The organism is Pseudolysinimonas yzui (assembly GCF_014653215.1).
GTDB classification, from domain to species: domain Bacteria; phylum Actinomycetota; class Actinomycetes; order Actinomycetales; family Microbacteriaceae; genus Pseudolysinimonas_A; species Pseudolysinimonas_A yzui.
In genome coordinates, this window is the sequence record NZ_BNAI01000001.1 from 258,561 (window position 1) to 278,518 (window position 19,958).

At 69.9% G+C, this 19,958-nt stretch carries 25 protein-coding genes; 14 read left to right on the forward strand and 11 right to left on the reverse strand.

What is annotated here, in order from left to right:
• Positions 1-9 precede the first annotated feature (9 nt).
• Positions 10-753, forward strand: a complete 744-nt coding sequence (locus IE173_RS01330) for a lysophospholipid acyltransferase family protein (protein WP_229841803.1) — start codon at positions 10-12, stop codon at positions 751-753.
• Between the two features lie 12 nt (positions 754-765).
• On the opposite strand, the gene IE173_RS01335 is transcribed toward IE173_RS01330, so the two are convergent.
• The gene (locus IE173_RS01335; protein WP_191281584.1) at positions 766-1,077 is read right to left on the reverse strand and encodes a hypothetical protein; all 312 of its coding nucleotides are present in this window, start codon (positions 1,075-1,077) and stop codon (positions 766-768) included.
• Entirely contained in the window at positions 1,074-1,886 is an 813-nt protein-coding gene (locus IE173_RS01340) for an EI24 domain-containing protein (RefSeq protein ID WP_191281585.1), read from the reverse strand. Before IE173_RS01340 ends, IE173_RS01335 begins: the two co-directional genes overlap by 4 nt.
• A 50-nt stretch (positions 1,887-1,936) precedes the next feature.
• Between IE173_RS01340 and IE173_RS01345 the strand changes: the two genes are divergently transcribed.
• Together IE173_RS01345 and IE173_RS01350 are read left to right on the forward strand one after the other, a co-directional pair.
• Positions 1,937-2,968, forward strand: a complete 1,032-nt coding sequence (locus IE173_RS01345; RefSeq protein WP_191281586.1) for an NAD(P)H-dependent glycerol-3-phosphate dehydrogenase — start codon at positions 1,937-1,939, stop codon at positions 2,966-2,968.
• 2 nt (positions 2,969-2,970) lie between these two features.
• Positions 2,971-4,062, forward strand: coding sequence for a D-alanine--D-alanine ligase family protein (locus IE173_RS01350; protein WP_191281587.1), 1,092 nt, complete (start codon positions 2,971-2,973; stop codon positions 4,060-4,062).
• 10 nt (positions 4,063-4,072) lie between these two features.
• On the opposite strand, the gene IE173_RS01355 is transcribed toward IE173_RS01350, so the two are convergent.
• A complete protein-coding gene (locus IE173_RS01355) occupies positions 4,073-4,567 on the reverse strand; it encodes a DUF3515 family protein (RefSeq protein WP_191281588.1) in 495 nt (164 codons plus the stop codon).
• A 23-nt stretch (positions 4,568-4,590) separates the two neighbouring features.
• Between IE173_RS01355 and thiL the strand changes: the two genes are divergently transcribed.
• A complete protein-coding gene (gene thiL / locus IE173_RS01360; protein ID WP_191281589.1) occupies positions 4,591-5,565 on the forward strand; it encodes a thiamine-phosphate kinase in 975 nt (324 codons plus the stop codon).
• Between the two features lies 1 nt (position 5,566).
• Here thiL and IE173_RS01365 read toward each other — a convergent pair whose 3' ends face one another.
• Positions 5,567-6,409: an intradiol ring-cleavage dioxygenase gene (locus IE173_RS01365; protein ID WP_191281590.1), complete on the reverse strand. Its 843-nt coding sequence runs from the start codon at positions 6,407-6,409 to the stop codon at positions 5,567-5,569.
• A gap of 33 nt (positions 6,410-6,442) precedes the next feature.
• A complete protein-coding gene (rsmD, locus tag IE173_RS01370) occupies positions 6,443-7,012 on the reverse strand; it encodes a 16S rRNA (guanine(966)-N(2))-methyltransferase RsmD (protein WP_191281591.1) in 570 nt (189 codons plus the stop codon).
• Between the two features lie 86 nt (positions 7,013-7,098).
• Between rsmD and IE173_RS01375 the strand changes: the two genes are divergently transcribed.
• From IE173_RS01375 to coaD, 3 genes are all read left to right on the forward strand, one after another.
• Positions 7,099-8,133, forward strand: coding sequence for a magnesium and cobalt transport protein CorA (locus IE173_RS01375; protein ID WP_229841804.1), 1,035 nt, complete (start codon positions 7,099-7,101; stop codon positions 8,131-8,133).
• Between the two features lie 13 nt (positions 8,134-8,146).
• Positions 8,147-10,300 (forward strand): ATP-dependent DNA helicase RecG, encoded by a 2,154-nt coding sequence (locus IE173_RS01380; protein ID WP_191281592.1) that lies wholly within the window; start codon positions 8,147-8,149, stop codon positions 10,298-10,300.
• 73 nt (positions 10,301-10,373) lie between these two features.
• Positions 10,374-10,859, forward strand: a complete 486-nt coding sequence (gene coaD, locus IE173_RS01385) for a pantetheine-phosphate adenylyltransferase (protein ID WP_191281593.1) — start codon at positions 10,374-10,376, stop codon at positions 10,857-10,859.
• 45 nt (positions 10,860-10,904) lie between these two features.
• Here coaD and IE173_RS01390 read toward each other — a convergent pair whose 3' ends face one another.
• Together IE173_RS01390 and IE173_RS01395 are read right to left on the reverse strand one after the other, a co-directional pair.
• Positions 10,905-11,273: a hypothetical protein gene (locus tag IE173_RS01390; RefSeq protein WP_191281594.1), complete on the reverse strand. Its 369-nt coding sequence runs from the start codon at positions 11,271-11,273 to the stop codon at positions 10,905-10,907.
• Positions 11,274-11,368: 95 nt separating this feature from the next.
• A complete protein-coding gene (locus tag IE173_RS01395; protein WP_191281595.1) occupies positions 11,369-12,688 on the reverse strand; it encodes an HNH endonuclease signature motif containing protein in 1,320 nt (439 codons plus the stop codon).
• A 111-nt stretch (positions 12,689-12,799) separates the two neighbouring features.
• On the opposite strand from IE173_RS01395, the gene fgd reads away from it, so the two are divergent.
• From fgd to IE173_RS01410, 3 genes are read left to right on the forward strand one after another with little or no spacing between them, the layout of a single operon-like run.
• The gene (fgd, locus tag IE173_RS01400) at positions 12,800-13,828 is read left to right on the forward strand and encodes a glucose-6-phosphate dehydrogenase (coenzyme-F420) (RefSeq protein WP_191281596.1); all 1,029 of its coding nucleotides are present in this window, start codon (positions 12,800-12,802) and stop codon (positions 13,826-13,828) included.
• Positions 13,829-13,859: 31 nt separating this feature from the next.
• Complete coding sequence (locus IE173_RS01405; protein ID WP_191281597.1) at positions 13,860-14,495, forward strand: class I SAM-dependent methyltransferase; 636 nt, start codon at positions 13,860-13,862, stop codon at positions 14,493-14,495.
• Entirely contained in the window at positions 14,485-15,087 is a 603-nt protein-coding gene (locus IE173_RS01410) for a TetR/AcrR family transcriptional regulator (RefSeq protein WP_191281598.1), read from the forward strand. Before IE173_RS01405 ends, IE173_RS01410 begins: the two co-directional genes overlap by 11 nt.
• 18 nt (positions 15,088-15,105) lie before the next feature.
• Here the strand turns inward: IE173_RS01410 and IE173_RS01415 are convergent, their stop codons facing one another.
• Positions 15,106-15,522, reverse strand: coding sequence for a DUF1761 domain-containing protein (locus IE173_RS01415; protein ID WP_191281599.1), 417 nt, complete (start codon positions 15,520-15,522; stop codon positions 15,106-15,108).
• Positions 15,523-15,650: 128 nt separating this feature from the next.
• Positions 15,651-16,013, reverse strand: a complete 363-nt coding sequence (locus IE173_RS01420; protein ID WP_191281600.1) for a DoxX family protein — start codon at positions 16,011-16,013, stop codon at positions 15,651-15,653.
• Positions 16,014-16,154: 141 nt separating this feature from the next.
• Between IE173_RS01420 and IE173_RS01425 the strand changes: the two genes are divergently transcribed.
• Both IE173_RS01425 and IE173_RS01430 read left to right on the forward strand, forming a co-directional pair.
• Positions 16,155-16,556 (forward strand): winged helix-turn-helix transcriptional regulator, encoded by a 402-nt coding sequence (locus IE173_RS01425; RefSeq protein ID WP_191281601.1) that lies wholly within the window; start codon positions 16,155-16,157, stop codon positions 16,554-16,556.
• 9 nt (positions 16,557-16,565) lie between these two features.
• Positions 16,566-17,222: a 4a-hydroxytetrahydrobiopterin dehydratase gene (locus tag IE173_RS01430; protein WP_191281602.1), complete on the forward strand. Its 657-nt coding sequence runs from the start codon at positions 16,566-16,568 to the stop codon at positions 17,220-17,222.
• On the opposite strand, the gene IE173_RS01435 is transcribed toward IE173_RS01430, so the two are convergent.
• Positions 17,219-17,605: a VOC family protein gene (locus tag IE173_RS01435; RefSeq protein ID WP_191281603.1), complete on the reverse strand. Its 387-nt coding sequence runs from the start codon at positions 17,603-17,605 to the stop codon at positions 17,219-17,221. The two genes, IE173_RS01430 and IE173_RS01435, sit on opposite strands and share 4 nt — an antisense overlap.
• A 54-nt stretch (positions 17,606-17,659) precedes the next feature.
• Positions 17,660-18,100, reverse strand: coding sequence for a DUF6855 family protein (locus tag IE173_RS01440; RefSeq protein ID WP_191281604.1), 441 nt, complete (start codon positions 18,098-18,100; stop codon positions 17,660-17,662).
• A 50-nt stretch (positions 18,101-18,150) separates the two neighbouring features.
• Between IE173_RS01440 and IE173_RS15430 the strand changes: the two genes are divergently transcribed.
• Together IE173_RS15430 and IE173_RS15435 are read left to right on the forward strand one after the other, a co-directional pair.
• On the forward strand, positions 18,151-19,164 hold the full coding sequence (locus IE173_RS15430; protein ID WP_229841805.1) for a TIGR03557 family F420-dependent LLM class oxidoreductase: 1,014 nt from the start codon (positions 18,151-18,153) through the stop codon (positions 19,162-19,164).
• Complete coding sequence (locus tag IE173_RS15435) at positions 19,164-19,913, forward strand: coenzyme F420-0:L-glutamate ligase (protein WP_229841910.1); 750 nt, start codon at positions 19,164-19,166, stop codon at positions 19,911-19,913. The genes IE173_RS15430 and IE173_RS15435 overlap by 1 nt, the downstream gene beginning before the upstream one ends.
• Positions 19,914-19,958: the final 45 nt, after the last annotated feature.

Genomic DNA, 19,958 nt, shown 5'->3' on the forward strand with positions numbered 1-19,958 from the left:
CTGTCGGGCGTGCCGCGTCGCAAGCCCGAGAAGCTGATCCGTTGGCGGATCGTCGCGGGTATCGCCATCCCGATCTTCGAGTTCTTCGGTCGCTACCGGATGCGCGGGCTCGACAACATCCCGAAGCGCGGCGCGTTCGTGATCTCGCCGAACCACATCACCAACTTCGACCCGCTCACCACCGCCTACCTGGTGTGGCGCGGCGGGCGGGTGCCGCGGTTCCTGGCGAAGGCGAGCCTGTTCAAAGTGCCCGCGCTCGGCTGGCTGCTGCGGTTCACCGGGCAGATCCCGGTCGTACGGGGTGGCGGGGGGCCCGACCCGCTCGCCGCCGCCACTCGGCTCATCGCCGAGGAACTGGCGGTGATCGTCTACCCGGAGGGCACGCTCACCCGTGACCCCGACGAGTGGCCGATGCGCGGCAAGACCGGCGCGGTGCGGCTCGCGCTCGAGCACGGCATCCCCCTCATCCCAATGGCGCACTGGGGGGTGCAGCGGATTCTGCCGCGCTACGGCGGGCGGCTGCGGTTCTTCCCCCGCTCAGACGTCGAGATGCTCGTCGGCCCGCCGCTCGACCTCTCGCCGTGGGCCGGCCGGTCGGATGCCAAGGCGCTGAGCGAGGCGACGACGGCCCTGATGAACGAGATCGCACGACTGGTGGGCGAACTGCGCGGCGAGACCCCGCCGGCCGAGCGCTGGGATCCGCTCGCCCACGGTCAGACCGAGTACGGCAAGGTCACCCCGCCGACCCGTTGACCCCGCGGGATTTCAGCCGGCGAACGGCAGGAACGTCGGCAGCGTGACGGTCGTGCCCGTGAAGACAGCCATCATCACGAGCGCGACCACTGCGGCCGCGGTGGCGGCGAGTGAGCAGAAGGCGAGCAGCCCCCAGCCGGACAGCCGATGGATGCGCTGTGCCGCGCCGGTCTGTCGCGCCCCGTAGTAGACCCCCGGGCCGCCGGCGGCCAACGCGATCACGGCCGCCGGAATTCCGATGGCGAGGGCCGCGACGGCGCCGATGACGAGCCCCGCGGGCACGACGAGGTAGAGGATCACCGCCGCGACGAGGAAGAGGATCACGACTGACCCGCCGTGGCGGAAGCCGGGGCGGTCGGTTCGCCGAGCACGTGCTTGGCGAGCACCGTGGCGCCGGCGACGGCGGCGGGCATGACGATGATCGCGCCGCCGGGGATGAGGAAGCTCAGGTGCACGGCGACGCCGAAGCCCAGGACCCGCGCTCGGTGGGGTCGCAGCGCGGCGCGGCGGTGCTGGCGGGTCATGCCCCGCGCTTCGAGCGGACGCGTGGTGAGTTCCAGGGCGACGAGCCGACCGGAGAGCAACGTGCCGACGACGACCGCCAGCACCGTGCCGATGAGCGGCACGAGTCCGAGCAGCACGATGAGCAGGCCGGTGAGGATCGCCCGCACGACGAGTCGCGCCCCATCCGCGGCGGAGCGCCAGAAACCCGGCTCCGGACCCGGGGTGAACTCGCCGAGGTCGGTCTCGACGGCTTTCCAGATGCGCTCGTAGAACCAGTCGCCGATGAGCAGGGTGAGCGCGGTGAACGAGAACGCGTAGAGCACGATGAGCCCCACGATGAGCGCGAGCCCGAACCCGATGCGCAGCAGGTTGCGCCAGCCCTCGTCCCAGGTGTCGGCGAAGCCGGTGAGGAAGATCGTCACCGGGTCGAGGTTCACCACCAGCAGCACGATGAGAACGACGAGGATCCCGAACACGATCGCCGCGGGGATGAGGCCGAGAGCCATCGCACCCGGCTTACGCCGCCAGTACCCGAAACCGCGCAGCAGCGTCGAGACGCCGATGAAGAACTCGGTGATCGGATTCGGCCCGCGGCGCCGATGCGGCGGGGCGGGCGGGGTCGCGGTCATGCGCCCAGGTTAGCTGTGGCGGCGTTAGCTGAAAGACTGAGGCCGTGACGATGACCCAGCCTCTCGTGCTGCCCGACACCGGCCGGCGGGTCGCCGTTCTCGGCGCCGGGTCGTGGGGCACGACCTTCGCGAAGATCCTCGGGGATGCCGGCTGCAGTGTCGCCGTCTGGGCGCGTCGCCCGGAGCTGGCGCGCGAGATCAGCCAGTCGCGCCGCAACTCCGACTACCTGCCGGGCATCAACCTGCCGCGCAACGTGGCGGCGAGTCCCCGGCTGCCCGAGGTGCTCGAGGGTGCCGAGCACGTCTACCTGTCGGTGCCGTCACAGTCGCTGCGCGAGAACCTGCGCATCGTGAAGGAGCTCATCCCCGAGACCGCGACGGTCGTGTCGCTCATGAAGGGCGTCGAGCGCGGCACGCTGGCCCGCATGAGCGAGGTGATCCTCGCCGAGCTGGGCATCGACTCCGATCGCATCGCCGTCGTCTCGGGGCCGAACCTGGCGCTCGAGATCGCGAAGGAGCAGCCCACCGCCGCCGTCGTGTCGTCGACCAGCCTGGCCACGGCATCCGATGTCGCGCTCGCGGCGAGCAACCGCTACTTCCGCTGCTTCGTCAACACGGATGTCGTCGGCACCGAGTTCGGCGGAGTGCTCAAGAACCTCATCGCCGTCGCGATCGGCATCGTCGACGGCGTCGGCTACGGCGAGAACACGAAGGCGTCGATCATCACCCGCGGCCTGGTCGAGATGACCGACTTCGCCGTCGCCTACGGGGCGCTGCCCGAGACGATGTCGGGGCTCGCCGGGCTCGGCGACCTCATCGCGACGTGCGAGTCGCCGTTGTCGCGCAACAACACCGCGGGCCGCCTGCTCGGCCAGGGTTACGACTATCACGAGGTCGTCGCGCAGATGAACCAGACCGCGGAGGGGCTCGCCTCGGTCGCCCCGGTGCTCGAACTCGCCGCCGCGAAAGGCGTCGAGATGCCGATCGTCATGCAGGTCGCCGAGGTGCTCGCCGGCACCCTCGCTCCCCGTGACCTCGCCCCGCACCTGACCACCGACACGACTGAACCGCAGGGAGAGTAAGCGTGGCCGAGAAGATCCGTGTCGCCCTGTTCTTCGGCGGCCGTTCGAGTGAGCACGGCATTTCGTGCGCGACGGCGGGCGGGGTGCTCGGCGCGATCGACCGCAGCCGCTACGAGGTCATCCCGGTCGGGATCACGCCGGACGGCATCCTCACCCTCCAGCCCGACGACGCGACCGGCCTCACCCTCGCCGACGAGCTGCCCGTCGTGCGCGAGAACGGCACCCGAGTGTTCCTGCCCGAGTCGGCGGCGACCCGCGAATTCACGGTTCGGGATGCCGACGGCACGACGCGCTCGCTGGGCGAGGTGGATGTCGCGTTCCCGATCCTGCACGGACCGTTCGGCGAAGACGGCACCATCCAGGGCATGTTCGAGCTGGTCGGGCTGCCCTACGTCGGCAACGGCGTGCTCGCCTCGGCGCTCGGCATGGACAAGCACTTCACCAAGACCGTGCTCGCCGGCGCGGGCATCGAGGTCGCCCCGTGGGTGACCGTGACGCGGGCCCGCCTCGCACAGGATGACGACCTCTGGCGCCGCCGCATCACCGGCCTCGGGTTGCCGGTGTTCGTGAAACCGGCACGGGCCGGCTCGAGCGTCGGCGTCACCAAGGTGAAGAACTGGGACGACCTGGATGCCGCCCTCGACACCGCCTTCGCCGAAGACCACACGGTGCTCATCGAGCAGGCGATCGTCGGCCGTGAGGTCGAATGCGCCGTGTTGCAGGGCCGCGACAACGCGCCACCCCGGGTGAGCGTCGCCGGCGAGATCGTGCTGACGACCCGCGAGTTCTACGACTTCGACGCCAAGTACCACGACGCACCGGGAGTGGAACTGGTGTGCCCGGCCGACATCGGCGACGCGGCGCTCGCCGAGATGCAGCGCATCGCCGCGCGGGCGTTCGACGCGATCGGCGGCGCCGGGCTCGCCCGGGTCGACTTCTTCTTCACCGGCGACACGTTCGTGCTCAACGAGATCAACACGATGCCCGGTTTCACGCCGATCTCGATGTTCCCGGCCTGCTGGCTCGCCTCCGGCGTCACCTACCCGGAGCTGATCGACGAACTCATCACCTTAGGGCTGCAGACCGCGAGGTGACCGCCCGGGGTCAGCGACCCGTGACCGTGTCTTCGAGATCGACGCACTCGCGGCCGTTCTCGGAGGTGTACGAGACGGGGGTCGCGAGGTCATCCAGCACCACGCCGGGGCCGACGGCGTCGGGGTCGACGACGACGCGCACCGCGGGGTCGCGCCCGTAGGTCGTGAACGCGTAGCCGGCGTCGACCTCTTCGCGCAGCCAGAAGACGCCACTACCGGCGGGCACCTCGACGCACGGCAGCTCCGACACCTCGGGAACCGGCACGCCGCAGTACAGCAGCACCACGGTCGGGTCGCCCCACGCGGCGGTGCCCTGGGCGTCGGTCTGCCGCAGCGCGTAGCTGCTGATCGCGTCCGGCATCCGCACGATCGCGTCGGCGCACTCCGGGTCGTTCGAGAACTCCGCCGCCGGGCTCATCGACACGACCGGGGAGCAGCCGGTCAGAACGGCGGCAAGGGCGACGGATGCCGCGGCCGGCGCGAGCAGGAAGCGGCGGGGTCTCATCGGTTCCAGGCTAGCCTGGCGGGATGTCGACGCTGGGCCCACAGACGCTGGGCGAGCTCGGAGAAGCCGCGGTGCTCGCCCGCATCTTCCCGCGGCTGCCCGAGTCGGGGGCGACGATCCTCGGCCCGGGCGACGACGCCGCCGTGCTGCGTGCCCCCGACGGGCGCTTCGTGGTGACGACCGACACGATGATCCACGGGCCCGACTTCCGGCTCGCCTGGTCGACCCCGCACGACCTCGGCTGGAAGGCCGCCGCGACGAACCTCGCCGACATCGCCGCGATGGGGGCGCAGCCGACGGCCCTCGTCGTCGCGCTCGCCGCCCCCGCCGACACCGACATCGCCGTGCTCGAGGGCATCGCCGACGGGCTGCGCGACGCGTGCGAGGCGCTGGCTCCCGGCTGCGGGGTGGTGGGCGGCGACCTGTCGTCGTCGGCGACGTTCACGATCGCGGTGACCGCGTTCGGCGACCTGGAGGGCCGGGATGCCGTGCTGCGTTCCGGCGCCCGGCCCGGTGACGTGCTGGCGGTCTCCGGTGCCCTCGACCTCGCCGCCCGCGGACTCGAGCTGCTGTTCGAGCGCGCCGTCGACGACAGCGGGGCCGCGGATGCCGCCCGCGCGATCGCGCTGCGGGCCGAGTTCGCCGCCGAGCTCGACGCGCAACTCGCGCCGCGCCCGCCGCTGCTCGACGGTCCCGCGGCGGCGCGCGGCGGGGCGACGGCGATGCTCGACGTGAGCGACGGTCTCGCCATCGACGCCCGGCGCATCGCGACCGCGTCGGGAGTGCGGCTCGATATCGATTCGACGGCGCTGGAATCGCCGACATCCCTCACCGGCGGCGAGGCGCACGCGCTGCTCGCGACGTTCCCGCCCGAGGTGCCGCTGCCCGGAGGGTTCCGGGTCATCGGGCACGTGCGCGAGGGGGAGGGGCTGTCGGTCGACGGCATCCCGTATGACGCGCGCGGCGGCTGGGACCCCTACGTCGACGGCGTGCGGTAGCTCAGACGCCGATGGTGAGCGCCGCCGTGTAGCCGGCGGACGCCGAGCCGGTCATCGTCGCGATCTGGTGGATGCCCCCGTCGTCGCCGAAGACGTTGTCGCTCGCGAGGGAGATCTGGGCGAGGTTGCGCACGCTGGAGTCGTATCCGGTGGTCGCGTAGACGGCTTCGCTGGCCTCCTTCGGCAGGGCGATCTGCGATGTCTTGACGATCGGGCCCGACGCGACTGCGGTCTCGACGTCGGAGTAGACCTCGAAGTGGATGTGCGGCCACCGGCCCGAATAGCAGCCCGGGAAGATCGACGTGAACGTCACCGACCCGTCGGCCCCGATCTGCTGCACCCCGCGGAGGTAGTTCACGTCTTCCAGCCCGTCGCTGTACAGCGAGTAGGCGCCGTCGCGGTCGCAGTGCCACAGGTAGACGGCACCGCCGCTCAGGGCGTCGCCGGTCGCCGCATCCCGCACGGTCAGCACGATCGTGAGCGGCACGCCGGCGGCGGTGACCGTCGACGCCCCGAACGATGAGCGGATGTCGCTGCGCACGATGCCGGAATCGTCGAGCACATTGATGCCGTTCGACCCGTCGCCGGGGTAGGGGCCGCCGGTCTCGTCGGGCACCTCGGTGAGGGCGCTGTCGCCGGTGCCGGCATCCGTACTGGTCTCGGTGGTGGGGCTCGTCGTGGTGGTGCTGGGTGCCGCGCCGCAGGCGGCGAGCGGCGTGAGCACCGATACCCCGCCGAACAGGCCGAGCGCGGCCCTCCGGTTGACGAGGGTCGTCATGTCATAGACGAGACCCCGATCCTCTTCGTCGATCTCGTTTCCTTGGGCATCGGTCCAGCGCGTCATGGGCTCATGCCAGCAAGGATTCCTGTGCCTCGGCTATGCGGCGCTCAAGAAGTAGACGGCCGTCTCGCCGTAGTCTTTGCGGCGCTCGAGGTCGAGACCGACGGGCCAGGCAGGCTCGGGGTCGCGAGCCGAACGCTCGACGACGACGACGGCGTCGGGGGAGAGCCGCGGCACGAGAGCCTCGAGATTGTGCACGAGTTCGAGCCCGCCGAGGTCGTACGGCGGGTCGAGGAAGACGACATCCCAGGTCGCCCCCACCGCGCCGCCGAGGAACGATTGCACCGGTTGCGACGACACGACGATCTCGGGGGCGGCACCGCGCGGGGCGGCTTTGCGGACGCGGGCGGCGTTCTCGTTCGTGACGCGGTGGGCCGCGGTCGCCTTGTCGACGAGGGTGACGTGGGCGGCACCGCGGGATGCGCCTTCGAGTCCGAGTGCCCCGGAACCCGCGTAGAGGTCGAGTACGCGCGCGCCGGGCAGCACCCCGCGCGCGTCGAGCGCCGAGAAGATCGCCTCCCGCACGCGATCACTCGTCGGCCGCGTGCCGACCGGCGGAACCGCGAGCCGCAGCGATCCGGCGAAGCCCGCGATGATCCGTGTCACCCACGTCACACTAATCCGTCGCAACGGCGTGCCCGTGGCGCGCGATCCGTCACATCTGCCACGGATTGCGGCTCTACGATCGGCACGTGGCAACGCGCGAACCCGGGGTGGTCAACAACGCCGTCTACGTCGACGGCGAGCGCATCGCGACGCCCGCGACGCTCGCGGAGACGTTTGCACTGCTGGGGAAGCATCCCGAGGCCCTCGCGTGGATCGGGCTCTACCGTCCCGAGAGCTTCCTCCTGGCCGAACTCGCCGAAGAGTTCGGGTTGCACGAGCTGGCGGTCGAGGATGCCGTGCACGCGCACCAGCGCCCCAAACTGGAACGCTACGGCGACACGCTCTTTCTCGTGCTGCGGGCTGCGCACTACGACGACGACGTCGAACACGTCGACTTCGGCGAACTGCACGTCTTCGCGGGGCCGCGCTTCGTCATCACGGTGCGGCACAGCGAAGGTCCCGACCTGTCGATCGTGCGCCGGCACATGGAGGAGACGCCCGACGCGCTGCATGGCGGCACCGAGGCGGTGCTCTACGCGATCATCGACGCCGTCGTCGACGGCTACAAGCCCGTCGTCGCGGGGCTCGCGAACGACATCGACGAGATCGAGACCCAGGTGTTCAGCGGCGACCCGATGGTGTCGCGGCGCATCTACGAGCTGAACCGCGAGGTGATCGAGTTCCAGCGGGCGGTGGTGCCGCTCACCGCCATCCTCGAGCAGTTCGACGCGGGCTTCGCCGACGGACACGTCGACGAAGACCTGAAGCCCGTTCTGCGCAACATCGCCGACCATGTCACGCACGCGACGGAGAAGGTCGACGAGTTCCGTGCGTTGCTGCGCGACGTGCTCGCGGTCAACACGTCGCTCGTCGGCCAGCGGCAGAACGACGAGGCGCAGCGCCTGTCCGAGGCGAGCAACGCGCAGGCCGAGCAGACCCGCCGCATCTCGGGCTGGGCGGCCATCCTGTTCGCCCCGTCGCTGATCGGCTCGATCTACGGGATGAACTTCACCTTCATGCCCGAGCTGCAGCAGTGGTGGGGGTACCCGGCCGCGCTGCTGGCGATGGCCGTGTCGAGCCTTTCGCTGTACATCGTGTTCAAGCGCAAGGGCTGGTTGTAGCTAGCCTCGAAGGGTGCCTTCGCCCCTCGACACGCGCCTGCTGACGGCGCTCGGCGCCCGCGTGGCGCCGGTGTTCGCGCGGGCGTTCGGGTTCGAGACCGTGGGCGATCTGCTCGCGCACTACCCGCGCCGGTACGCGGTGCGCGGCGACCTCACCCCGCTGGATGCCCTCCGCATCGGCGACTCGGTGGCGGTCGTGGCGGAGGTGCGCAGCATCCAGTCGCGGCCGATGCGCAACCGCCACGGCGAGCTGTTCGAGGTGATCATCACCGACGGAACCGGCAACCTGCAGCTCACCTTCTTCAACCGCAAGTCGGTGTTCGGCCTCAAGCCCGGCATGCGGGCGATCTTCGCCGGCAAGGTCGGGGTCTACCGCAACACCCGGCAGTTGACGCACCCGGTGTACGAGGCCTTCCCCGACGACCTCGAGGCCGACTCCGAGGAGGCCCGTGCCTGGGCCGAGGCGCCGATGCCCATCTACGCGGCGACGTCGGCGCTCGACGGCACGAAGATCCGTAACGTCATCCAGCAGCAGATGGATGCGTTGCCGCCGCTCGACGATCCGGTGCCCGCCGAGGTGCGCGAGGCGCGTGGGTTGCTCGAGTTCCGCGAGGCGCTGCGGCTCATCCATCGCCCTCGGGTCGACGCGGATTGGCGGGAGGCGCAGAGCACGCTGCGATTCCACGAGGCGCTCGTGCTGCAGACCTCGCTGCTGCGGCAACGAGCCGCCTATCGGGCGCGCGCGGCCACCCCGCGCATCCCCGGAAAGGCGTCCGCGGAGTTCGCCGCGCGGCTGCCGTTCGAACTCACCGACGACCAGGTGGAGGTCGGCAGGGCGATCGAGGCGGATCTGGCCTCGGGCATCCCGATGAATCGTCTCGTGCAGGGCGAGGTCGGCTCGGGAAAGACGCTGGTCGCCCTGAAGGCGATGCTCGCGGTCGCCGACTCGGGCGGGCAGTCGGCGTTCCTCGCGCCGACCGAGGTGCTCGCCGGTCAGCACCTGCGTTCGATCGTGCAGACGCTCGGCCCGGATCTCGCGGCGCGGCTGCGACCCACCCTCATCACCGGCCAGTTGCCGGCTGCCGACCGTCGACGCGCGCTGCTCGCGGCCGCGTCGGGCGGTGCCGGGATCGTCGTCGGAACCCACGCGCTGCTCGGCGAGCAGGTGCAGTTCGCCGACCTCGGGCTCGTCGTCGTCGACGAGCAGCACCGCTTCGGGGTCGACCAGCGGGAGGCGCTGCGGCTCAAGGGGGAGAGCCCGCATGTGCTCGTTCTGACCGCGACGCCGATTCCCCGCACGGTCGCGATGACGGTGTTCGGTGACCTCGACGTCTCGACGATCACCCAGCTGCCGAAGGGGCGCTCGCCGATCGCCTCGCACGTCGTCGGTCTCGCCGAGCACCCCGGCTGGATCGCGCGGGTGTGGGAACGGCTCTCCGAGGAGCTCGACAAGGGCCACCAGGGATTCGTCGTCTGCCCGGCGATCGACGCCAAGACCGTCGAAGAGCACGACCCCGACGACCCGCCCGCCGAGGTCGAGGAGGGCGCCCCGCCGCCCTCTGCGGTGCTGAGCGTCGTCGATGAGCTGCGGCGGCATCCGCTGCTTCGAGAGCGCCGCATCGAGGTGCTGCACGGGCGCATGAGCGCCGACGAGAAGGACGCGACGATGCGCGCGTTCGCGGCCGGCGACATCCACGTGCTCGTCGCGACGACCGTCATCGAGGTCGGGGTCGACGTGCCGAACGCGTCGACGATGGTCGTGCTCGACGCCGACCGGTTCGGCATCGCCCAGTTGCACCAGTTGCGCGGCCGGGTCGGCCGGGGCAGCGCGCCCGGGCTCTGCCTGTTCGTCACGCACGCCGAGCCGGGGTCGCTCGCGCGGGAGCGGGTCGACGCGGTCGCCGCGACGCTCGACGGCTTCGAATTGGCGCAGGCCGACCTCGAGTTGCGCCGCGAAGGCGACGTGCTGGGGGAGTCGCAGTCGGGGGGCCGCTCGTCGCTGAAACTGCTGCGGGTGTCGCGGGACGGCAAACTCATCGAGGATGCGCGGGCGGTGGCCGAAGACATCCTCGCGGGCGACCCGGGGCTGCGGTTGCACGACGCCCTGCGCGAGGCGATCGAGCGACGGCTCGACGAGACCGAGCGGGCGTTCCTGGGCAAGAGCTGAGCCACGGCACACTCACGGGGACACGTAACGAAACGATCACGTACCCCGGGGTACCAGCCGGTACAGTGACGACGTGAGCCGGATCGCTGTCGTACCGGGGTCGTTCGATCCGGTGACCTTGGGGCACCTCGACGTGATCGAGCGGGCCGCGGGACTCTTCGATGAACTGCACGTGCTGGTCGTGCACAACCCGGGCAAGACGGCGCTGCTGCCGATCGCCCAGCGGGTGTCGCTCATCCAGGAGGCGATCGTCGAGGCCGGGATGCCCGGCAACATCACGGTGACGTCGTGGAGCGTCGGTCTGCTCGTCGACTACTGCACGGATGTCGGGGCGAGCGTGCTCGTCAAGGGCATCCGGTCGCAGGTGGATGTGGCGTACGAGACGCCGATGGCGATCGTGAACCGCAACCTCGCGGGCGTCGAGACGATCTTCATGCTGCCCGACCCGGCGCACGCCCATGTATCCAGTTCGCTGGTGCGGCAGGTGGCGTCGCTCGGCGGTGACGTGTCGCCGTATGTGCCACGCGCCGTGTCGGCGTTCCTGCAGTCCGCCGACTGACGCCTTCGTCGACCGAGCTCAGGTCAGCGGCGGCACCGAGTGCCGCTATCTCGTGACGTTCAGCACGAATTCCACGGGGTCGAAGGCGTCCTCGTCGTGCGTCAGGGTCACCGAGGTCTGCCCGACCGCGAGTGGACGCACGCCCGGGTTGAACTGGGCGCTGCCGTCGTCGGAGCCCGGAACGAACTCCGCGATGTCGGGGTCGTCGATGACGGCCGTGACGCTGGTGACGTCGAATCCGTCGACGTTGATGTTGAGGAGGCTGTCGAGCGGAACATCCACCGTCTGCCCGGCCAGTTCATCCAGCTCGACCGTGACCGGTGCCGGAACCGGATCGAGAATGGGCGGGGCGCAGCCGGTGAGCGTCAGCATGGCGACGACGACGGCGGCGAGGCCCACGGCGAGACGGTTCATGTGCCGACACTAGGTGCCTTCTTCAGGCCTGGGATGAGCCGAAGGTCCCGCGCGCGGAGATCTCCTGCGGGCAGAGCTCTGCTGTGCTTCGCGGTTCAGGGTGTTCGCGTGAGTTGGCGCGTACGGAGGGCGTTCTTGGTGACGAGTCGGAGTGTTCGCCCGTCGGGGGAGGTCATGCTCCACCCGGTGTGACGTCGGCCGGGTGGTCGGTTGATTCGCCAGTTGTTGTTGTGGAGGAGCATGTGGTGGTGTCGACAGAGGAGGATGCCGTCGGCGATGTCGGTGCGGCCGCCGTGTGACCAGGGAACGCTGTGGTGGGCTTCGGTCCAGGAGGGTGGTCGGTCGCAGGTTTCGACGGCGCAGCCGCCCCAGACTGCGGCGAGGGCGATTCGTTGGCGTTCGGTGAAGAGCCTCTGGGTGCGGCCGACGTCGACGGTGCCGTCGGCGTGGAAGACGATGGTCTGGTACCCGTCGGCGCACGCCAGCCCTTCGGCGGTCGCGATGGAGATGGTGGCGGTTTGCCCTTCGATGGTGGCGTAGCCGTCACCGGATGCGAGGTCGCCGGAGTCGACATGGACTCGTACGGCGGGCTTACGCACCCCGAAGACGCGGTCGGGGTCGGCGGCGCCGGCGATGCGGATCATCTCGACGAGCGCGTCGACGGCGATCTGTTCGGTGGTGCGGGGATCCTTCTCCAGCGCATCGACTCTTGCGAGTTCGTCGGGGTCGACGAAGCGGGGTCCGCCGCGGCGGGGTGCGGTGACGCAATCGATCGCGTCGGTGACGAGTGCCGCCTGGACGGGGTCGAGCATCCCGAAGATTCGGGTCATCCCGTCGGCTTGTGGGGTGAGCCGCAGGAATCGCTTACTCCGCAGCAGCGCCTCCCGGTCGGCGACACCCGCGGCGTCGAGTTCGTCACGTACCTCGCGGGCGCGGCGCGCGACCTTCTCCGGCGGTAACCCGGCCATCTCGGTGACGAGTTGTTGTGCGGCATCGAGCAGCGCATCGGGTGACACCGACGCCGACGGCGTGCCGAGTCCGCTCGTGATCGCGGCTGCGGCACCGACCGAGACGTCTCCCGCGGTGACTGCGGCGGCGACATCCGCGAACCAGGGTGACGGGGCATCCAGCAGCTTGCCGACAGTGACGAGCTGACGCGCCTCGACACCCGAAGCCCCGGTCACGCGTGCGACGAACCCGTCGGCGGTGCGATCCCCGCTGCGTTGCGCCAACCCCGAGTACCCGAGTTCACGATCCGACCGTCGCTCGACCTCACCGGCAAGGACCGCGGCGCAGGCATCCACCTGCCGCTTCGCCGCCGCCACCTTGCCGAGCAGTCGCTCCAGCTCGGCGTCAGACGCGCGCGGTAGACCGGAGAGCTCGGGGAGCTCGATCACGGTCGCAACGGCAGGCACAAGTCATCCGATCAGAGAAAGATACGAAACAAGTACTGCGCCCACACGAAGTCTATCGAACACCAGTACACTCCGCAAGCACTTTCCACACGACACCACCAGAATGAACAGATGGCACTCACCCTCGGATACAAGGCGTCCGCCGAGCAGTTCACCCCGCGCGAGCTGGTCGAGATCGCGGTCGCGGCGGAGCAGCACGGCATGGAGAGCGTCGCCGTCAGCGACCACTTCCAGCCGTGGCGGCACGAGGGCGGGCACGCGCCGTTCTCGCTGACGTGGATGGCGGCGGTAGGGGAGCGCACGAGCAAGATCCGCATCGGCACATCTGTGATGACGCCGACGTTCCGCTACAACCCGGCGGTGCTGGCGCAGGCCTTCGCGACGATGGGCGTGCTCTACCCCGACCGCATCTTCCTGGGTGTCGGCAGCGGCGAAGCCCTCAACGAGATCGCCACCGGATTCCAGGGCGCCGGCGAGCAGGTCTGGCCCGAGTTCAAGGAGCGCTTCGCCCGCCTCCGCGAGTCGGTCGACCTGATGCGCCGGCTCTGGACCAGCGACCGCGTCAACTTCGAGGGCGAGTACTACTCCACGCACGACGCATCCATCTATGACCGCCCCGAGCTGCCGATCCCGGTGTACATCGCCGCCGGCGGCCCGCTGGTGGCGCGCTACGCCGGCCGCGCCGGCGACGGCTTCATCTGCACCTCCGGCAAGGGCATGGCGCTCTACACCGACGAACTCATCCCCGCCGTCAAGGAGGGCGCCGAGAAGGCGGGCCGCGACTACGCGGGGATCGACCGGATGATCGAGATCAAGATCTCTTACGACACGGATGCCGTGGCAGCTCTCGAGAACACCCGCTTCTGGGCGCCGCTCGCCCTGAGCAAGGAGCAGAAGCACGACATCACCGATCCCGTCGAGATGGAGAAGGCGGCGGATGCCCTCCCGATCGAGCAGATCGCCTCACGGTGGATCGTCGGCAGCGACCCCGATCTCGTGGTGGAGGGTGTGAAGCAGTACGTGGATGCCGGCTTCACCCATCTCGTCTTCCACGCCCCGGGCCACGACCAGCGCCGCTTCCTGCAACTCTTCGAGTCCGACCTCGCTCCCCGGTTGCGCCAGCTCTCGGTGGTCGAGTAGCCGCGAAGCGGCGTGTCGAAACCACACACTCATGGACACCGACAAGCAGACCCGACGCCAGCGCACCGTCTGGCAGAAAGCCGCCGCCCGATACGACCGCGCGATGGCACCGCTCGAGCGCGGGCTTCTCGCCGGCAGCCGCGAGTGGATCGCCGAGCGCGCCCACGGCCGCATCCTCGAGGTCGCGATCGGAACCGGCCGCAGCCTCGAGTTCTATCCCTCCGACGTCGAGCTGACGGGGGTCGACCTCAGCCCCGCGATGCTCCGCCGGGCCCGCCACCGCGCGACCGAGCTGGGTCTCAAACCCGCCTTCAAGGTGGCCGACGTCGAACACCTGCCGTACGACGACGGCTCCTTCGACACGGTGGTGTGCGCCCTCGGGCTGTGTTCGATTCCGCGGCCCGACGCCGCCGTGCGCGAGATGGCCCGGGTGCTGAAGCCGGGCGGAACTCTTCTCCTTCTCGACCACATCGGCAGTTCCTGGCCGCCGGTCTGGGCAGCGCAGTGGCTCATCGAACGCGTCACGATCCTCACCTCGGGTGAGCACCTCACCCGCAGGCAGCTGCCCGTCGTGCGCGCGGCGGCGCTGGATGTCGTGGAGACCGAGCGGCTGAAGGCCGGCACGATCGAACGCATCCGCGCGGTGAAGGCGTCGCATGGTCACTGAGCCGTCCCGGCGGGGTCGCAAGCGCGACCCGGAACGCGACGCCGTGATCCTGGATGCCGCCCTCGCCGAACTCGCGGAGTCCGGTTACGCGGGGATGACGACGGATGCCGTGGCGGCCCGGGCGGGTGTCGGCAAGGCGGCGATGTACCGCAGGTGGCCCTCGAAAGCCGAGCTCGCGCTCGACGCCGTGGCGCGGCTCGATGGCGCGACCATCGACCCGGATGCGCTCCCCGACACCGGGTCGCTCCGGGGAGACCTCCGGGCGATCCTCGCGCTGCAGGACGATGTCGACGACGAGCGGAGGCTGCGCGTGATGGTCGGCCTCGCGTCGATGCTCGCCGACGACGAGCGGCTCGCGGCGGCGATCACCGCGCCGTGGATCGACGCGAACCGCACGATCCTCCGCCGCGCCGTCGCTCGCGGGGAGATCGCGCCGACGACCGACGTCGAGACGATGGCCGGGATCATCCCGACGCTCGTGACCTACCGGGTCTGCTTTCAGCGGTTGCCGATTCCGCCGTCGTATGTCGGAATGCTCGTCGAGACGGTGCTGCTGCCGGCCCTCGGTGTCGACGGCCGGCAGCAGCACTGAGCCGCGCTTTTCGAGAGCTCAGCGCCAGAGCGTCAGGATGATGCTCGTCACGACGCTCGTCAGCAGGAACGACGGGGCGTTCAGCAGCGTGTAGAACACCGGACGCGGGAAGTTCGGGTTGATCGCGATCGTGAACGTCATCGACACGAGGTAGCCGACGCCGACGAGAAGTCCGAAGAGGATGCCGTCGCTCAGCGTCTCGACGCCGAGGGCCCGCAGCAGCACGGCGCTCGTGACGATGATGACGGCTCCGGCGACCATCGGCCCGGTGTAGGTGAGGGCGCCGGGTTTCGCGGCGGGCTCATTCTGCCGCCCGAGGGCGACGAGGTAGGGCTTCGCGACGACGACGCCGAACCAGACTCCGCCGATGACGCCAGATGCGACGACGGCGGCGAGCACGGCAAGCCAGTTGATCTCGGTGAGGACGTTGAACATGGGTCTCCTTGGGTTTATACGGAACTAACGGTTCCGTATTTGCAAGGTAGGGGGAGCTTCCGACATCCATCAGCCACGTTCCTCGATCCGGCGAGCGGTGAGGGGGCGCTTCAGGCTCCCCGCTCGCGCTACCCGACGACGAGGAAGCCGAGTACGGCGCTCGCGATGCTGAGCACGACGAGCACGAGCGTCACCGGGGGCTCCGTGCGACGCACATGCACGACGGTGGCGCCGAGCATGAGCGCGGCGAGCAGGATGGCGGCGATCGGCGACAGGATCGGCAGGATGCCCAACAGCACCGGAAGTACAAGGCCGAGTGCGCCCAGCGCTTCGGCGAGTCCGATGAGTTTGACCTGCAGGTCGGTGAAGTCTTCGGTCCACTTCAGTCCCATGGTGGCGAGAGCCTCGCGGGGTCGCGTGATCTTCATCACGCCGGAGCCGAGAAAGACGAGCGCGATCAGGCCGGTGATGATCCAGAATGCGACGATCATGACGGTGGTTCTCCCTGTGCGGGCCCCGGGTTCGTTACTGAACATGGGGCGAGTTACGATTTGTGCGTGACCACATGATGTGTCATCACGAAGAGCCGTACAAAAGGCACAGTCATGTGCCTGGGAGACAGGGGTGACACCATGACCACCGCCGACACGACGCCGCGCAGCGTCTACGAAGGAACCTGCCAAACCCATGAGGCTGACGGCGCTGCGATCCGCGATGTGCTCAACCGCGTCGGCGACAAGTGGTCGTTGCTGGTGATCGTCACCCTGGCCGGCACCAGACTGCGGTTCAGCGAGCTGCAGCGCCACATCCCCGGGGTCTCGCAGCGCATGCTGACGCTCACGTTGCGACAGCTCGAACGCGACGGGCTCGTCACCCGCACGATCCACGCCGAGGTGCCACCGCGCGTCGAGTACGACCTCACCGTCGTCGGCCGCACCCTGCTGGAACCGTCGATGGCGCTCGCCAACTGGGCGGTCGAGCACTACCCCGAGATCCAGGATTCCCGAGCCGCGTTCGACCGTTCCCGCGCGTAACGTGGCCGCATGCGCGATCCCATCACCGCGAAGCAGTTCCACGACTCCGACGGCATCGAGGATTGGCGGGTCGTCTCCGGCGGCGCCTCAGCCGTCTACCGGGTCACCTCGTTCTCGGAAGGCGTGGGGTTCGCCGTGCTCATCGCGTCGATCGCCGACGAGCTGGACCATCATCCCGACGTCGACGTGCGCGCCCGCAGCGTGACGATCCGCACGCGCACGCACTCCACCAACTCGCTCACCGAGATGGATGTCGCGCTCGCCCAGCGCATTCAGGCTGCGGCCCGTCAGCTCGACCTCGTCGCAGACCCGTCAGCGGTGCAGACGGTGTTCTTCGCGATCGACGCCCCCGATTCGTTCGAGAAGGTGCAGCCGTTCTGGAAGGCCGCGCTCGGCTACAAGGAACGGCTGCCGCACGAGTTGCAGGACCCGAAGCGCCGCGGCCCGCTGTTCTGGTTCAACGACAAGCCCCACCGCGACGGGCACAACCGCATCCATGTGGATGTCTCGGTGCCGCACGACATCGCGGAAGCACGGGTGCAGGCGGTGCTGGATGCCGGCGGTCGCCTGCTCGGCGACACGTTCGCTCCGGCGTGGTGGTCGCTCATCGACGCCGACGGCAACGTCGTCGACATCGCGACCTGGCGCGGTAGGGGCGACGACTAACCGATCGGGGCCGCGAACTCCCAGACGTGACCAGCGGGATCGGCGAACGCCGCGGTGCGCACACCCCACGGCCGGTCGAGAGGACCGTTGAGCACGTCGATGCCGCTGGCGCGCAGAGTGCCGACGGAGGCGTCGACATCCGCGACGGTGACCGTGTACTGCGCGCGGGCGCCGGCGCCGGCGCCGGCCTTTCCCACCGAAGCGGGGCCGATGAGCTCGGCCGCCTCCGAGACCTGTAGCAGGTTGATCATCGTGCCCTCGAAGAGGAACACCACCGACACGTCGTCGGAATAGTGCTCGGGGAGGCCGAAGGCGCGGGCGTACCAGTCGCGCGCGGCGGCGAGGTCGTCGACGAACAGGGTGATGGCGGAGATGGTGGTCATGCCCGCGACGTTACCCGCGGGTGTGGTCTCGACACGCGCCTGAGGTGCGCTCGCTCAGACGCCGCCCCCGCCCGACGATGCAACGGCGCGGATGCGGTTGTTGCGGGCGTTGTGTTCGAGCTCCGCGAGTCCGAGGGCTTCGAGCAGGGGCGGAAGGTAGACGCCGAAGCGACCGCGCAGTCCCTTCTTCTGGCCGTACCAGCCGCCGACGGGGTTGTCGGGGGAGCGGCCCCAGGCTTCGACGGTGCCGGGGGCGGCATCCTTCTGTTCGTCGGCGCCGCCGAGCGGCATCCAGTCGCCGTGGGCGACGAGCATCGCGTGCAGGTCGTCGATCGCGCGGGCGAGGTAGGTGAGCCGCGTGCCGCCCACCTGACAGATCAGCAGGGGCGGGTCGACGGAGTCGTCGCGGTGGATCGTGTACTCCGAAGACAGCGGTGGGGTTTTCAGGTGCCAGGGGTCGTCGGCGGTGCCGGATCCCGACCATTGCTCTGCCATGCTGCATCCTCTCGTCGCACGCGACTCGGGTCAACCACGAAGATGGGGGGATGGCACGCGTTCTCGCCCCGTCTCGGAGCCCCATCGGGTATGCCGCGATGCTCGAGCAGTTCCACCCCACCGAGGTGCTCGGGCTGGCGGCCGCCGCCGAGGCCAACGGGTTCGACGGGGTGATGGCGGCCGACCACTTCCAGCCGTGGACGCCACGGCAGGGGCAGGCCTCGTTCGTGTGGAACGTGCTGAGTGCGCTCGGCCAGACCATCGACGGCGATCTCGGAACGGGCGTCACCGCGCCGACGTTCCGCTTCCACCCCGCGGTCGTCGCGCAGGCGTCGGCGACCCTCGCCGCGATGTACCCGGGGCGGCACTGGCTGGGACTCGGCAGCGGCGAGGCGCTCAACGAGCACGTCGTCGGGCAGTACTGGCCCGACGCTCCGGAACGCATCGACCGGATGTTCGAGGCGATCGACATCATCCGCAAGCTGTTCACCAGCGGTGTCACGGGCAAAGACGTGCGCCACGAGGGCCGCTACTACCGGCTCGAAAGCACCCGCCTGTGGACCGCCCCGACGACCATGCCCCCGATCTACGTGGCGGCATCCGGACCGGTCACCGCCAAGCGCGCCGGCCGCGTCGCCGACGGGATCATCACCGAGGCTGCCCCGCACGAACGGCTGAGCACGCTCTTCCAGCGGTTCGACGAGGGCGCGAAAGAGGCCGGCCGCAAAGGCGGGCGGCGCATCATGCGGGTGCACGTGAGCTGGGCGCCGACCGACGAGCAGGCGCTGAGCAACGCACTCGAGGAGTGGCCGAACCTCGGGCTGCGCTTCCCGAAGGCCGACATCCGCTCGCCCTACGAGATCGAGCAGATGGCGCGCATGGTGACCCCCGAGCACTTCGAGGGGCGGCTGCACATCTCGTCCGACCCAGACACGCATCGCGCGCATCTGCAAGGCTTCCTCGACCTCGGCGTCGACCGCATCTACCTGCACAACGTCGGCCGCAACCAGCGCGAGTTCCTCGAGGTGTTCGGCCGCGACGTGCTGCCGGGGCTGAAGCGGTGATGACCCTGTGGGCGGTCGAGGGGCTGCCCGAGATCCAGCCCGGTGACGACCTCGCGGCGCTCATCGGCGACGCCGTCGGCGACCTTCAGGATGGCGACATCCTCGCGATCACGTCGAAGATCGTGAGCAAGGCCGAGGGTCGCATCGTGCAGGCCGCCGACCGGGAAGCCGCGATCACGGCCGAGACGGTGCGAGTCGTCGCGACGCGCGGCACCACCCGCATCGTCGAGAACGCGTGGGGCCAGATCATGGCAGCCGCCGGCGTCGACGCGAGCAACACCGCCGACGGCACCGTGCTGCTGTTGCCGGAGAACCCCGACCGGTCGGCCTACGACCTGTGCCTCGCCCTGCGGGAACGATTCGGCATCCGCCTCGGCGTCGTGATCACCGACACCTTCGGTCGCCCCTGGCGGGAAGGGCAGACGGACGTCGCACTCGGCGCCGCCGGGATGCGCGTGCTCGACGACCTGCGCGGCACCCGCGACGCGGCCGGACACGAACTGCACGTCACCCAGCCGGCGGTCGGCGACGAGATCGCCGCAGCCGCCGACCTCGTGAAGGGCAAGGCGAACGGCACCCCGGTCGCTGTCGTGCGGGGCCTGGGGCACTACGTCACCGACGAGATCGACTCCGGCGGAGCGCAGCCGCTCGTGCGCAAAGCGGATGCCGACATGTTCCGGGTCGGGTCGACGGAAGCCTGGGACGAGGGGTACCGCGCCGGGCTACAGGCCGCCGACCAGGGCGACTAGCGGCCCACCGGTATCCGGGCGTGCGCGGCGTCGTCGGGCGAGCGC

Bases quoted from the DNA above. Each gene is read 5' to 3' on its own strand.
- IE173_RS01340 (WP_191281585.1), bottom strand. From the start codon at position 1,886: ATGACCGCGACCCCGCCCGCCCCGCCGCATCGGCGCCGCGGGCCGAAT.
- IE173_RS01345 (WP_191281586.1), top strand. From the start codon at position 1,937: ATGACCCAGCCTCTCGTGCTGCCCGACACCGGCCGGCGGGTCGCCGTT.
- IE173_RS01355 (WP_191281588.1), bottom strand. From the start codon at position 4,567: ATGAGACCCCGCCGCTTCCTGCTCGCGCCGGCCGCGGCATCCGTCGCC.
- thiL (WP_191281589.1), top strand. From the start codon at position 4,591: ATGTCGACGCTGGGCCCACAGACGCTGGGCGAGCTCGGAGAAGCCGCG.
- IE173_RS01365 (WP_191281590.1), bottom strand. From the start codon at position 6,409: ATGACGCGCTGGACCGATGCCCAAGGAAACGAGATCGACGAAGAGGAT.
- IE173_RS01390 (WP_191281594.1), bottom strand. From the start codon at position 11,273: ATGAACCGTCTCGCCGTGGGCCTCGCCGCCGTCGTCGTCGCCATGCTG.
- fgd (WP_191281596.1), top strand. From the start codon at position 12,800: ATGGCACTCACCCTCGGATACAAGGCGTCCGCCGAGCAGTTCACCCCG.
- IE173_RS01405 (WP_191281597.1), top strand. From the start codon at position 13,860: ATGGACACCGACAAGCAGACCCGACGCCAGCGCACCGTCTGGCAGAAA.
- IE173_RS01410 (WP_191281598.1), top strand. From the start codon at position 14,485: ATGGTCACTGAGCCGTCCCGGCGGGGTCGCAAGCGCGACCCGGAACGC.
- IE173_RS01415 (WP_191281599.1), bottom strand. From the start codon at position 15,522: ATGTTCAACGTCCTCACCGAGATCAACTGGCTTGCCGTGCTCGCCGCC.
- IE173_RS01420 (WP_191281600.1), bottom strand. From the start codon at position 16,013: ATGATCGTCGCATTCTGGATCATCACCGGCCTGATCGCGCTCGTCTTT.
- IE173_RS01425 (WP_191281601.1), top strand. From the start codon at position 16,155: ATGACCACCGCCGACACGACGCCGCGCAGCGTCTACGAAGGAACCTGC.
- IE173_RS01430 (WP_191281602.1), top strand. From the start codon at position 16,566: ATGCGCGATCCCATCACCGCGAAGCAGTTCCACGACTCCGACGGCATC.
- IE173_RS01435 (WP_191281603.1), bottom strand. From the start codon at position 17,605: ATGACCACCATCTCCGCCATCACCCTGTTCGTCGACGACCTCGCCGCC.
- IE173_RS01440 (WP_191281604.1), bottom strand. From the start codon at position 18,100: ATGGCAGAGCAATGGTCGGGATCCGGCACCGCCGACGACCCCTGGCAC.
- IE173_RS15430 (WP_229841805.1), top strand. From the start codon at position 18,151: ATGGCACGCGTTCTCGCCCCGTCTCGGAGCCCCATCGGGTATGCCGCG.
- IE173_RS15435 (WP_229841910.1), top strand. From the start codon at position 19,164: ATGACCCTGTGGGCGGTCGAGGGGCTGCCCGAGATCCAGCCCGGTGAC.